The organism is Maribacter taeanensis, from assembly GCF_047345145.1.
In the GTDB taxonomy this organism is placed as follows: domain Bacteria; phylum Bacteroidota; class Bacteroidia; order Flavobacteriales; family Flavobacteriaceae; genus Maribacter_C.
Map to the genome: position 1 here is coordinate 67,440 of NZ_JBLFER010000006.1, position 12,583 is coordinate 80,022.

Below are 12,583 nucleotides of genomic sequence, written 5' to 3' on the forward strand. Positions count from 1 at the left end.
CAAATAAAGGATGAAAATTGAAAGAACCGGATTGATATTATACGTCAATAAATATGAAGAGTGTCTTTCATTTTATAAAGACATCTTAGAATTGGCTATTCATTTTCAAAATGATGAGTTGTGCTGTTTTAATTTTTATGGCACTTATCTTATGGTCGAAAAAGATGATAGAAGTGAATATTTAAATTTAGACTCAAAGCATGTTAAAAATTTTACTTGCCTGAGACTAAACTTAGCAAACGTCAGAGAGGCTGCAGAATGGTTAGCTGAAAAGAACATTGAAGTAGATTACCAAGAACATTCCTGGGGGAAAGTGGCTAAATTCAAAGACCCGGATGGGAATTTAATTGCCTTTAAGGATGAAGTTGGTTTTTTAAAACAAGTTGAAGACTTCAAATCAAATTAAAGTTCAAATAAAGGATGAAAAGAGTTAATTATCGAGGAGGATTAATTTCATTCGAAATACCAAATAGCTGGATTGAGGAATATGAAGAAAATGGAGGCGGTACATTTTATGAGGATTCACCTGAAAGTGGTACTTTAAGAGTAAATGTTTTAACTATTAAAGAGAAAAGTAGTGGTGAAAGTGTTAATGATTTAATTAAAAACTCAATTAATTCTAGCACCGATATTGAAATGACAAATGAATATCCTTCATTCAAAGAAGATAGTATTATTGAAAGTGTATGTAGAACCCAGGAGAATGATATTCCAATAACCCAATACAGATTTGATTGTGTTCATAAAACAAATCAATCAGACTATTTAATAGCAATGTTCACTTGGACAGTAAAGACAGAATTTGAAAAGTTAGATAATTACATTAAGGATTTCAAAATGGTTCAAAATGCAATTATATCTCTAGGTTTCGGTCGATAGAATACAAAAGGCACAGCGTTCAACGAAAGTCAAAGTTCAAATAAAGGATAAATTAAAAACAATAAGACCAGAATATTCTAGTTAAAGTTTAGACTTACCACAATTTATAAAAGCTATGTCAAAACCAAACGTTTTCAACCTGATAGCTATTTTTTTTATTATTCTACTAGTAACATCTTGTAAAAAAGATGATAGTCCTGTAAATAATGAGCCTGTAAACAACGCGCCTACAATTACAGCTCAATCTTTTAATGTATCTGAGGAAATCTTGGAAACCACCGTTATTGGTAACGTAATTGCAAATGATGTAGATAACGACGAACTCAGTTTTAGCATAATCGATAATAGCAATGACTTATTCAGCATTACCGAAAATGGAACCGTTAGTTTGGGAATTGGTAAAGAATTGGATTTTGAAACTGCTTCTTTTCATGAGATAACGATTCAAGTGACAGACGGTACTGCAACAGCTCATACCGTTATAACAATAAATGTAACGGATATTGACGAACCTCAAGGATTCATTTCTACTTGGCAAACAACAACCTCCAACGAATCCATCACCATACCTACGCAAAATGGATTTTCATATGGTTATACTGTAGATTGGGGCGATGGCACACCCTTGACAAGCCATTCAGAAAACGCAACACACAGTTATGAAACTGCGAACACGTATACCGTTAAAATTACAGGTATATTTCCTTCTATTTACTTTAGTAACAACGTTGAGCATAAAAAGAAAATTATAAGTATTGAACAATGGGGTGATATCGAATGGCTATCGATGAAAAGTGCTTTTGAGGGTTGCGAAAACCTAACCTACAATGCAACTGATGTTCCAAACTTAGCTTTGGTAACCGATATGAGCGCCATGTTTTATGGAGCAACATCTTTTAACAAGGATATTAGTAATTGGGATGTAAGCAACGTTATTGATATGACCGCAATGTTTAATGGAGCTGCTAATTTTAATAAAGATTTATCAAATTGGGAAACTATCAATGTTACTAACTGTAAAGACTTCAATGCAAATTCTGGGTTGGCTAGTAACAAGTTGCCAACAAAAGGATCTTGTTTTACAACTTACGTGGCGGATAATGGTTTAGGGTTTATTACAACGTGGCAAACAAATACTAGCAATGAGTCTATAACTATTCCTATCACAGCCACCAATGTTACCATAGATTGGGGAGATGGCACTATTACCCAAAATGGAAGTAGCCCTTCTCACACTTATGAGGCTGATGGTATTTATGATGTAATAATACTTGGAAGTTTTCCATCTATTAATTTCATCAATCTTTCAAATAGAGATAAAATAATTGATATAAAGCAATGGGGAAATAATAAATGGGCAACTATGTGGGGTGCATTTACTGGCTGCTCTAATCTTAATATTTCTGCCCCAGATGCTCCTGATTTATCTGCTGTAAACAAAATGGGCTTAATGTTCGGAGGAGCCACCTCCTTAAGTGCTGATATTAATCATTGGGATGTTAGTAATGTAACTGATATGGATGGAATGTTTTCTGATGCGACCTCTTTTAATAGTGATCTAAATAATTGGGACGTTAGTAATGTAACTAAAATGGATGGAATGTTCTATGGAGCGACTTCGTTTAATAGAGACCTTGGCAATTGGGATGTTAGTAGTGTAACCGATATGGATCTAATGTTTATAAACGCCACTTCTTTCAACGGCGACATTAGTACTTGGAATGTTAGTAGTGTTGCTAATATGAGCTTTATGTTTGGTGAAGCCGATTCTTTCGACAGCGATATTAGTACTTGGAATGTTAGTAACGTAATTAATATGAACGGAATGTTCAATGGAGCGACCTCATTTAATAGAGACCTTAGCAATTGGGATGTTGGTAATGTAACTGACATGAGACATATGTTTTACCAAGCCAATTCTTTCAATCAGAATTTATCTAATTGGAATACTATAAATGTAACCGATTGTTCCTTTTTTGATGATTTTTCTGCTTTAATAAGTGCAAATTTACCAACAGCGGGTTCTTGTTTTTAAGATGAAAAAAATACGCTACTTCAAAAATTTATGAAAAGCACTAGGCACAACAAAGCCTGAAATTCGTTGCTTGCGGATTTCCTAAACGAAAATCACACGCAAAAAGCTATCTTTAGGTTCAGGTGGATTGTCGTTCAGACGAATCACAGTAACGAATCTCAAAGTTCAAATAAAGGATGAAATTGAAGCCACTTGACGAAATTAGAACTCTTGAGGAGGCAGATTTTGAAATTTTATCAACAGAAAATAAACTTAAAAATTTACCAAATAGAGTTATCAGAGAAATTCTACTATTAACTGGATTGGCAATAATATTTCCGTTTTTACCAGGTAAGTTTGGTCGAAGACCCATGATAGAGAATTGGGATTATTCAGATGCCTTAATATTTGTTGTAATCATTTTTGTTGTTACTTATATAGGAATTCTTTCTTGGAGGAAGAATAGGTTAAACAAAAGAATGAGAGAACTAAAATTAAAAAAGCATTTGTTGCACAAACAAAAGTTTAAATAAAGGATGGACAAGCAAATTCGAAAGAAGATTATAGAAGTCTGTGATAGTAAAATCCTATCGAAAGGCGAGAATGTTGGTTTGTCTTTTTACGCATTTTTCAAGAACAAAAATGATAATCCAAAACTTTTGATGGAAGTAGCAACTTGGTGGATTGAGGAAAATGAGCTTGACCATTTCGAGAAAGCAGTTAAGATTAAGGAAATGGTAAAGTTCAAATAAAGGATGGAAATATTAAAGCCCATATTGATAATCGCCCTTTTAATCTTATGCTTTTGGTCTGTTTTCACTAGTTTTAAGGCTGTATATTTAATACTAACTAAAGAATTTAAAGGTTCTAAAGTAACTTGGATACTCATCTCTATGATTGGGATAATAGGACCAATTTTATGGGTAACAAAAGGAAAAAAATTACTTTCTTAAAACGTTACCAAAGTTCAATTAAAGGATAGTTCAATATTTGCAATATCTCCAAATTATCTTTAATTTGCATCAATAATATTAATATTGGTTCATTATGGCAGTAATTAGAAAATCTATCACATTTACAGAACAACAGGAGGCTTATGTTAAAAGCCTAATAGAACAAGGCTTCTACACCAATGACAGCGAATACGTCAGAGATATAATCAGGAAAGACCAGGAGCGTAGAAAGCGTATAATAGATTTGAATGAAGCACTTATTGAGGGAATGGAGAGCGGACCATCCGATGCCACTATAGATAGTATTTGGGAAGAAGCCATAAATGAGCACAATGCCCGAGAATAAGTATATCATAAGTATCAAGGCAAAGAACGATATTAAGTCCATTGCCAAATACACGATAAAGGAGTTCGGAAAAAGTCAATCTTTAAAATATGCTAATGGTCTAAAGTTGATTTTAGGAGAATTAGCAAATAATCCCGAACTAGGTAGGAGATATGTGGCCGTCAAAAACCAAATGCTCTTAAGGTATAGATTCAAATCCCATGTAGTTTTTTATTACATCATAAGTGATGGAATTTTCATAGTTAGAGTTTTTGGAGGTAAGATGGATTTTCCAAAACACTTAAAGTAAAGTTCAAATAAAGGATGGTACGTTTAGCCAACTGTTGGCATTAATTTATACAAATAGATTTAGAATGAATTTTCATAAAATTTCTTCCATTATCCTACTACTCACTACAATAGTATTTCTGGCCCTTTACATTAGCACAAAAAAGGAGTTAAATTATTATGTAAGCAATGATTTGACCTATTTATCAGGGAGCAATGAAGATTGTGACATCTATAACTGGAAAAAGAACAACAATACCTCCTGGTTTGGATGTGACTTGAAAGGCACTGGGTTTTATACAAGAACAACTAACTACAATTTTTTTGGAAAACAATTGATGGAATTTGTAGACTCAGATGAAAATGGACTTTATGAAATCCAAAAGCACTTCAACATTAAAGGGCAATTGGCAAGAGAATATCACGACTTAAATGCCGATGGTTTTTTTGATGAGTTAAGGGTTTTCAATAATGGAGAACAAAAAATCTTCAGCGACGAAAATATGAATGGTGTGTTCGAGGAAAGTGAAATAAAAACTAATGCGGACAAAGGTTAAAGTTCAAATAAACTATGACATGGTTTTGAAGAGAGAACTTCAAGTTATTCTTGACCAAGAAGAGAAAAGTGATTCCGAATTGACTCGGTGTGAAATGGTTGAGGAACTTATACCAAAATATGGCTGGTCCGCAGTTCAGCAATGCCTCATTAATTTTATGATTGATAAAAAGATTTCGAGTAGTACTATCGAACTTATTACACAAGTATTTTGGGGGGCTTGTTTAGACGCTCGAGACATTGAAACCGATAGAGTAATAGCTGTCTTATACTCTAGACTACCAAAAGATGAAAAGGGTAATGAGAACAACTTGATATGGAGCATCGTTTGTAAACTTAAGAGAATTAACTACTTGTCAGACTACGATCCACTAAAAGATTTGGGAGTTTTGGAAGAACTAAATAAGTTAGATTTTTGAAAAGAGAGTAGTAAAAATTAAGATTTAGAAAAACTTACTCCTTTCAATAAAAGTTTAAATAAAAGATAGTAAAAACAGCCTGAGATGAAATTCGCTCGCTCTTTAAAAGTGATTTTAATATTGACCGTCTTAATTGCTGGAGGGTTCTCTTTGTGGTTTTACAATACCCTAAATAGCCCTATAAGCCATAGTAATTCTGAGAACTATATTACAATAGAGCAAGGCACCTCTTCGAATCGAATTCTTGAAATATTGAGCGAACATAAAATTCTCCAAGCACCCCTTGCAACTAAGATATATTTACGATTCTTTAAAGGCGAGGCTAAGATGGAAGCAGGTGATTACCAATTCCCTTCTCCGATAAGCCCCATAGAAGTAATTAACCAACTTAAAAACGGAAAAAAACGCACCAAAACACTTACTATTCCAGAAGGCTGGACACGTTTTGAGATTGCCAAACGGATTGTTAAAGAGTTTCCTGTAGAGCCATTGATGACTGAAAAAGAGGTGTTGTCATTGTTGGATGATACTAGCTTAATTAAAGAGATTGATTCAAAAGCAAAAAACCTTGAGGGTTATCTTTACCCTACAACTTACGAGTTTAAATTGGATACCCACCCCAAAGAGGTAATCAATAAAATGGTAGAACAATTTAAATCAATTTGGCAAACAGAATGGGATGAGTTAGCCCTAAATATGGGACGAACAAAACAAGAGATTATTGTCATTGCTAGTCTCATTGAAAATGAATCAAAAATAGATGCTGAACGCGATTTGGTGGCTTCCGTAATTTACAACCGTCTTGAGCGGGGAATTCCCCTGGGAATTGATGCAACCAATGTATACATTGCCAAAATGCTAGGCCGTTGGGATGGTATAATTCACAAAAGTGATGTTGAAGTGGACCACGCTTACAATACTCGAAAGATTCGTGGATTGCCACCTGGTCCTATCAGTTCGCCAAGCAAGACGGCTATTGAAGCGGCGCTAAATCCGGCCAAGACAGAATATATTTATTATGTTTTAAATGTAGAGGCTAATAATGGTTCGCATCACTTTTACTCTAGTGCAAGTGAATTTGCTAAGGGCAAAGCTGATTATCAAAAGTGGTTGACTGGCCAACGAGGGAAATAATTTAAAGTTCACATAAAGAATGATTAATAAATCTGCTAAGGCTTACTGAAAAGTGTCTTTGTCCGGAGGCAAGTTTGTTCTGTTAATCGACTATTTTAGTCGTCATATCAGAAGTTACTCAACATTTTGAAAAAGTAAAAATTAGGTGAGTCTTTAATAAGAAACTTACAATTCCTCCGTTCTAAATTTGAAGAACACACCTAATGAAACTGCCCTATAAATTACTTGTAATCTCTCTTGTACTTTTTTCAAGTTGTACTTATTCTCAGGAAGTCGAAAAATCTATTTTCAATATTCAAACTGGTGTTTTAGGATTTTGGGCAAACAATGAAGTACGATTAGGAAATCATTGGGCACTACACTCAGAAATAGGTCTAGATGGCTCAATAACAACTAAAGAAATTAGTGGCGGAGAATTTCCTGTCTTCCTACCCGTAATTTCGGTTGAACCGCGTTATTTTTATAATCTTCCAAAAAGACAAGCAAACAACAAAGATACCTATCATAATAGTGGAAATTTCTTTTCTTTAAGCATGAAATGGTATCCTAATTGGTTTTCAATATCACAAAAAGAAAATACCAGAATAGGAGATGACATTTTTATTATTCCTACTTGGGGCATAAAGAGAAATATCAATTGGAATTTCAACTATGAACTTGGCGGAGGCTTAGGGCTGGGCATTCCTGCAAGTAACAAGGAGGCAGGTGCAATCCTTAGACCTATTTACAATATTTTGCTAAGAATAGGCTACAAATTTTATTAAACCCTTTAATTCGTCAGCAATCAGAACGCAGATGGACTTTACTCAAACGCAACTGTTGCGTTAATGGACTTGCCAGTCTTATGGAAAAGCCTACTCGGACGCAAAAAAAACGTTGGGTAACAAAGCCTAAACGTAAAGTGGACTTTAGGACTAAAACCAATGTTCTGTGTATATTTATAATGTTGATAATCCCGATAGCCTTCGTGAATGGATTTCGCTTGAACAAGAAAAAATAAAACTAAACAATAAGCTTTGGCTTAGGGCGCAGACGGAAACTAAAAATTTCCTTACTTCTGCTCGGCGTTTAGCCTAACCGTTACCCGATATTTATAGAACAATTTCCGAGTTACCTAAACGTTCTTGTTTAGTATAAAACTATAGAAGCATGATTAAAATTTTGCAATTCATATCAATTTTATCTTTATCCCTAATTTTAGTTTCCTGTGGTGGTGATAAAGAAGATGAAATTAATCAACCAAGTGATATTAATGATGTCAGTAATGTTAGTTTAGCTTTATCTGAAATTACTACTACGACAATAACAACCGATATTTCTTATCAATTTTCGGGTTTAAATCAATCAGATATAAATGCGAAAATTTTATATCGACTTGAAAACGAAACGAATTACAAGGAATCAGCTGAAGGTATTCTTAATGATTTAGAACCTGGAAAAAAATACCTTATTAAGGGTTTAGTAGAAATAAATGGAGAGCAAAAAGAATCGACGGAATTAACTTTTACTACTTTAGGATTCTATTTTAGAGACCTAAATGGGACCATTGAAAATTTTGAAAATAGAAAATACAATATATTTAATAATAGTAACCAGAGTAATTTTACAGAAGCGGCCGATTTAACGGGATTTCTTAAAGTTGATAACGACAGTTTAATGCTAGAAAACATTGAAGTTGTTAGTGATTTCCAAATAATAGTAACCATTCCAATAAACACGCAAACTTTTTTTGAAAATGACACCAATCATATTATAAAAAAAGAGTTCAGTATTGGTCTTTTTAGTGGTGACTTTTACACGGAAATCACAGAATCAACAAATGGTGTTACTAACCGATTCTGGGTAGAAGAAACGAATCATTTTACGGTGTATAATAAAATTCCATTCATAGATAGCGTTGATGTATCTAACTCGCATATTTGTTCTGAAACCTCAGTATTATTAAGAGTTAAGGGTGGCTTAGGTGGATTTCCAAATTCCTTCGTTTACAGATTAGAAGAAAGCGAGTATAAGAGTATGACAATTGTCGTACGAAGCAAAGAGCCTAACAATAATGAAATATTAACTATTCTGGATTACGACTCTTATGTTTTAAATCCTTCATCTTTTGATTGTGAGCTAGAACAGTTCAAAACTCTTGAATTTTCCGGTAGCACTGTTAAAAGCATGGCGCATACTTTTAATTTTGCTTTTGTTAACCTAAATAAGGCTAAATACCCTAGCGGTAACTATCAAATAGAATTTATCGGTGTGAGTTATAAAGATGAAACATTTAGTTCGAATGTATTTGATTTCACCATAGAATAGTCAAGCAATTGAAAATGTTGGGTAACACAACCACCTATAAAAAGCCCTAGTCCAGTTCTTTAAAGTTCAAATAAAGAATGATTAATAAATCTGCTAAGGCTTACTGAAAAGTGTCTTTATCCGGAGGCAAGTTCTGTTAATCAACTATTTTGGTTGTCATATCAGATGTTGTGGCGCATTTGAGGAAACCACAACAACAAGAGAATAATTTGAGCGTTTAAAGTCTATGAAAAGACATCAATTTATAATTTTTGCAATCATCGCTTTCATTTTTATGGGTTGTGACAAAGACGAAAATAATTCAGAAGAGCCTTTAGAGGAAAGTTTCTTGTTCGAAGATGGCTTTGAAACACAAAATGACTTATTGGACGAATTGTTTCCTTCTAATGGAAATCGATGGTCAACAATTCAACAAACTGACCCAACAAACGCAACGAACGAAATTTCAATTTCAAATACTGAATTCAACGAGGGACAAAACGCACTTCGAGTTCTTGCTTATCAATCAGATTCTGACTTGTCAAAAGTAGATATTGAGAAAAATGGACTAAACATAATTTCAGGAAATAAGGTTACAATAAAAGCTGACTTTTATATAGTTGGTACTGAACCTATCGAAAATTTATTACTGCTTGATTTAGAATGTTGTTCTTGTTGGGACCCAACTGTTGGCGATAATTATGGCTCTGAAAACCAATGTCCAGGAGTAAGATTAATGATGTCTGGTGGGAATGATTATCTCTCAATTGAAAGAGGAAAAATATCGGGAACTACAATGCAACAAACAGATTTTGCATTTCCAAGAAATCAATGGGTTACAGTTCAATGGGAAATGATTATGTCAGATAGTGAGAATGGACTTAATCGATTAATTATAAATGAAACAGAAGTCATCAACCAAACTGGAATGAATATGCCAAATGCACAGGTTTTTACAGATGTTTTTCTAAATCAAGGTATTGATTTTACTCTACAAGAACCTACTTTTTATGAACGAGTACAAATTGGAGCAACAGCAAATCCTACAGCGGGAAATATCGAACTATTTGTAGATGATTTTTCAATAAAAGTGAAATAAAAACGTGCTACAAAACGTATAAAATTAATTGCTTAGTACGAGCCTACTTACGATAATCCTCGCGGATTTTCTATTCGGTTTGCATTTGCTAAATTAGGTGCTTAAACACGCAACTAATCTTATACAAAACCGGTAGCCACAATAATGAAAAACCTCAGACTAATATTAAAAGTTTAAATAAAAGATTATTGCGGTAAGCACTGAAAAGCAGTAGTACATTTTGAAGCAACAAAAAACATTTAAAATATCTTGTAGAAAAACGAATTATGAAAAATGTTTTCGCAATTATTTTAATCGGATTTATTGTTTGTTGTTCAGGTGACGAGGAAGACCAAATCGATTGTTCCCTTTTTGATCCTGCATTTCCATCTTTGTTTATCAGAATAGTTAATGCAACGGGAGATAATCTAATTGAAAATGAAACTATTGATCCAAATAATATTACTGTTGAAGGCGATTTTGCTAATGCAGGATTTCAATTTATTCCGGCAAATGAATTTGCTGTCCCTGACTCTGACATTAGAGCGTTTGATAACTCATTAAACCTTTATATTCCCAATGAATCATCATTTAAGTATACTGTAGATTTAGATGATTTTGAGGTTATTGAAGTAGGTTTTGAGGCAGCGCTAACAAGAATACCTTGCGATATCACCTATTTTATTCCTACTAGGGTTACTTTTAATGGCCAGATGCTAGCCCTTACGGAAATTTCACCTCTTGAATTTTTAGTTATAGTAGAACTATAAAACGCAATAGAATAAAAGGGGTTATAAGAACCCTTAGGTTGTATAAGTTTATTAAATTATATTCTACGTACAGGCCCTACTGTTAGACGCAATCAAGTATCAAGTGAAAAAGAAGAAAGAAATAGCAATTATAGGAGCTGGACCATCGGGTTTGTCTATGGCACTTTTTTTAAATGAACTTGGCTATAATCCGATCCTATTTGATCGTAAGAATATAATCAGTAAGTATTCCAAGGCTTTAGGGGTTAACCCAAGAACACTAGAGCTTATGAAGCCGTTTGGCCTAACAACTAAGTTCTTGAAGAATGGCAGACGAATGACAGCAATAAATTTATGGAAGGGGGATCAACATATTTACAAAAATGATTTCTCTAAAGTAAACTCCGAATTTCCATTTATGTTAATTCAGCCTCAAAAAGAATCTGAGGAAATTCTTCTTGAAGAAATACAATCAAGAGGTATTCAAGTAGAATATGATTCGGAATTTGTAAAATATACTAAAGTAGACTCAAAATATGCTATTACCCTTAAGGATAAAAATCAGTTTTCGAAGAATTTTGACTTTTTAATAGGGGCTGATGGAGGCCATAGTCAAATTAGGAAGCAGACAAATATCCGGTATAAAGGGTATCGGTACGATGAAGCCTGGGAATTATTTGATATCGAGCTAGAAATGAATGTGAACTCTGAAGAAGGGCACATAAGACTGTTTCCCGACGGGGGAATGATTATGATAAGGCTCCATGAAAACATTTGGCGAATTGCTGGAAACCTAAACTCAATTCTAAATTACTTACCAAAAAAATCAGTGATCGGTAAAATACATTGGGAATCCAAATTTCGAATTAATCATAAAGTGGCACAAAATCTTGTTAAAGAAAATATAGTTTTGATAGGAGATGCAGCACATCTGCATTCACCAGTGGGAGCACGAGGTATGAATTTAGGTATAGAAGATGCCTTTATCAGTAGTAAGTTGATTAATGAAGATAGAATAGACGAATATACTGGAATTAGAAAACCGTATTTAGAAAGTACGGTAAAGAGAATAAATAATATTACAATGGGAATGGCTGGTAATTCTACAATATCCAAAATTATAAGAAGTCAAATTGGCAATATGAAACCCATATTTCCTATAGTAATGCCAAGAGTCAGAAATTTTGTTTTGGGAATTGATAAATAATTCCCGCGCCTAATAGTAGGTATCAGATCGTACATCTTGGTTCCTCATAGAGATGATCTTTAATGAGAGCTCAATAGTTCAAATAAAGTCTCATTTCCTTCGAAGACATAATTAATCAACCCCATTTTTTATTAAAAAACGTCAAAATGTCATTTAAATATATAGGTTTTATGTCAAAATGACATAAAATAATGACTGGTATGTATTTTGACTTTATGTGGTTGATTAAAAATAAAACTATTTAAAAATGCATATTATGAGCGTAGTAAAAAGAAATAATTCGGTCTTTCCAGCATTGATGAATGAACTATTTAAGCCTGATTGGTTTGGTGGTTTGGAATCGGTAACAAGTTACTTACCAGCCGTTAACATTAAGGATAATGAAACTGAATTTGAATTAGAATTATCCGTTCCTGGAAGAAAAAAAGAAGATTTCAATATTGAAATTGACAAAGATGTACTTACAGTTTCAGCTGAGGTAAAAACAGATGAAGAGAAGAAAACAGAAAACTATTCAAGAAGGGAATTCACATTCAGTTCTTTCAAAAGGTCTTTCACTTTGCCAGATACGGTGGACTCTGAAAAAATCGAAGCGAATTATGAAAATGGAATTTTAAGTTTTGTACTCCCCAAGAAAGCGGAGGCATTACCAAAACCTAAAAGATTGATTGAGTTATCATAAGAATTTAAAAGAA

At 33.5% G+C, this 12,583-nt stretch carries 16 protein-coding genes; all 16 read left to right on the top strand.

Features of this window, described 5'->3' with window-relative positions:
• Window positions 1-10 precede the first annotated feature (10 nt).
• Complete coding sequence (locus ACKWCD_RS16845; protein WP_413985132.1) at window positions 11-406, top strand: VOC family protein; 396 nt, start codon at window positions 11-13, stop codon at window positions 404-406.
• A 14-nt stretch (window positions 407-420) separates the two neighbouring features.
• Window positions 421-879: a hypothetical protein gene (locus ACKWCD_RS16850; RefSeq protein WP_413985133.1), complete on the top strand. Its 459-nt coding sequence runs from the start codon at window positions 421-423 to the stop codon at window positions 877-879.
• A gap of 115 nt (window positions 880-994) precedes the next feature.
• Complete coding sequence (locus tag ACKWCD_RS16855; RefSeq protein WP_413985134.1) at window positions 995-2,914, top strand: BspA family leucine-rich repeat surface protein; 1,920 nt, start codon at window positions 995-997, stop codon at window positions 2,912-2,914.
• A gap of 182 nt (window positions 2,915-3,096) precedes the next feature.
• Complete coding sequence (locus tag ACKWCD_RS16860) at window positions 3,097-3,426, top strand: hypothetical protein (RefSeq protein WP_413985135.1); 330 nt, start codon at window positions 3,097-3,099, stop codon at window positions 3,424-3,426.
• Between the two features lie 3 nt (window positions 3,427-3,429).
• Complete coding sequence (locus ACKWCD_RS16865; RefSeq protein WP_413985136.1) at window positions 3,430-3,645, top strand: DUF6500 family protein; 216 nt, start codon at window positions 3,430-3,432, stop codon at window positions 3,643-3,645.
• A gap of 295 nt (window positions 3,646-3,940) precedes the next feature.
• Complete coding sequence (locus tag ACKWCD_RS16870) at window positions 3,941-4,192, top strand: type II toxin-antitoxin system ParD family antitoxin (protein ID WP_413985137.1); 252 nt, start codon at window positions 3,941-3,943, stop codon at window positions 4,190-4,192.
• The gene (locus ACKWCD_RS16875) at window positions 4,179-4,481 is read left to right on the top strand and encodes a type II toxin-antitoxin system RelE/ParE family toxin (protein WP_413985138.1); all 303 of its coding nucleotides are present in this window, start codon (window positions 4,179-4,181) and stop codon (window positions 4,479-4,481) included. The genes ACKWCD_RS16870 and ACKWCD_RS16875 overlap by 14 nt, the downstream gene beginning before the upstream one ends.
• Window positions 4,482-4,545: 64 nt before the next feature.
• Window positions 4,546-5,016: a hypothetical protein gene (locus ACKWCD_RS16880; protein WP_413985139.1), complete on the top strand. Its 471-nt coding sequence runs from the start codon at window positions 4,546-4,548 to the stop codon at window positions 5,014-5,016.
• A 19-nt stretch (window positions 5,017-5,035) separates the two neighbouring features.
• Window positions 5,036-5,434 carry a hypothetical protein gene (locus tag ACKWCD_RS16885; RefSeq protein WP_413985140.1) on the top strand — a complete coding sequence of 133 codons (399 nt, stop codon included), beginning with the start codon at window positions 5,036-5,038 and terminating at the stop codon, window positions 5,432-5,434.
• Window positions 5,435-5,518: 84 nt separating this feature from the next.
• Window positions 5,519-6,568: an endolytic transglycosylase MltG gene (gene mltG, locus ACKWCD_RS16890; RefSeq protein ID WP_413985141.1), complete on the top strand. Its 1,050-nt coding sequence runs from the start codon at window positions 5,519-5,521 to the stop codon at window positions 6,566-6,568.
• 203 nt (window positions 6,569-6,771) lie between these two features.
• Window positions 6,772-7,332: a hypothetical protein gene (locus ACKWCD_RS16895; protein ID WP_413985142.1), complete on the top strand. Its 561-nt coding sequence runs from the start codon at window positions 6,772-6,774 to the stop codon at window positions 7,330-7,332.
• Between the two features lie 385 nt (window positions 7,333-7,717).
• Window positions 7,718-8,875 carry a hypothetical protein gene (locus ACKWCD_RS16900; protein ID WP_413985143.1) on the top strand — a complete coding sequence of 386 codons (1,158 nt, stop codon included), beginning with the start codon at window positions 7,718-7,720 and terminating at the stop codon, window positions 8,873-8,875.
• Between the two features lie 226 nt (window positions 8,876-9,101).
• Window positions 9,102-9,953 (top strand): hypothetical protein, encoded by an 852-nt coding sequence (locus tag ACKWCD_RS16905; protein ID WP_413985144.1) that lies wholly within the window; start codon window positions 9,102-9,104, stop codon window positions 9,951-9,953.
• A gap of 266 nt (window positions 9,954-10,219) precedes the next feature.
• Window positions 10,220-10,702, top strand: a complete 483-nt coding sequence (locus ACKWCD_RS16910; RefSeq protein ID WP_413985145.1) for a hypothetical protein — start codon at window positions 10,220-10,222, stop codon at window positions 10,700-10,702.
• Window positions 10,703-10,805: 103 nt separating this feature from the next.
• Window positions 10,806-11,888, top strand: a complete 1,083-nt coding sequence (locus ACKWCD_RS16915; RefSeq protein WP_413985146.1) for an FAD-dependent oxidoreductase — start codon at window positions 10,806-10,808, stop codon at window positions 11,886-11,888.
• A gap of 256 nt (window positions 11,889-12,144) precedes the next feature.
• Complete coding sequence (locus tag ACKWCD_RS16920) at window positions 12,145-12,570, top strand: Hsp20/alpha crystallin family protein (protein ID WP_413985147.1); 426 nt, start codon at window positions 12,145-12,147, stop codon at window positions 12,568-12,570.
• The last annotated feature ends 13 nt before the right edge of the window (window positions 12,571-12,583 follow it).

Coding starts and splice junctions, on each gene's coding strand:
- ACKWCD_RS16845 (WP_413985132.1), top strand. CDS start 11: ATGAAAATTGAAAGAACCGGATTGATATTATACGTCAATAAATATGAA.
- ACKWCD_RS16850 (WP_413985133.1), top strand. CDS start 421: ATGAAAAGAGTTAATTATCGAGGAGGATTAATTTCATTCGAAATACCA.
- ACKWCD_RS16855 (WP_413985134.1), top strand. CDS start 995: ATGTCAAAACCAAACGTTTTCAACCTGATAGCTATTTTTTTTATTATT.
- ACKWCD_RS16865 (WP_413985136.1), top strand. CDS start 3,430: ATGGACAAGCAAATTCGAAAGAAGATTATAGAAGTCTGTGATAGTAAA.
- ACKWCD_RS16870 (WP_413985137.1), top strand. CDS start 3,941: ATGGCAGTAATTAGAAAATCTATCACATTTACAGAACAACAGGAGGCT.
- ACKWCD_RS16875 (WP_413985138.1), top strand. CDS start 4,179: ATGCCCGAGAATAAGTATATCATAAGTATCAAGGCAAAGAACGATATT.
- ACKWCD_RS16880 (WP_413985139.1), top strand. CDS start 4,546: ATGAATTTTCATAAAATTTCTTCCATTATCCTACTACTCACTACAATA.
- ACKWCD_RS16885 (WP_413985140.1), top strand. CDS start 5,036: ATGGTTTTGAAGAGAGAACTTCAAGTTATTCTTGACCAAGAAGAGAAA.
- mltG (WP_413985141.1), top strand. CDS start 5,519: ATGAAATTCGCTCGCTCTTTAAAAGTGATTTTAATATTGACCGTCTTA.
- ACKWCD_RS16895 (WP_413985142.1), top strand. CDS start 6,772: ATGAAACTGCCCTATAAATTACTTGTAATCTCTCTTGTACTTTTTTCA.
- ACKWCD_RS16900 (WP_413985143.1), top strand. CDS start 7,718: ATGATTAAAATTTTGCAATTCATATCAATTTTATCTTTATCCCTAATT.
- ACKWCD_RS16905 (WP_413985144.1), top strand. CDS start 9,102: ATGAAAAGACATCAATTTATAATTTTTGCAATCATCGCTTTCATTTTT.
- ACKWCD_RS16910 (WP_413985145.1), top strand. CDS start 10,220: ATGAAAAATGTTTTCGCAATTATTTTAATCGGATTTATTGTTTGTTGT.
- ACKWCD_RS16920 (WP_413985147.1), top strand. CDS start 12,145: ATGAGCGTAGTAAAAAGAAATAATTCGGTCTTTCCAGCATTGATGAAT.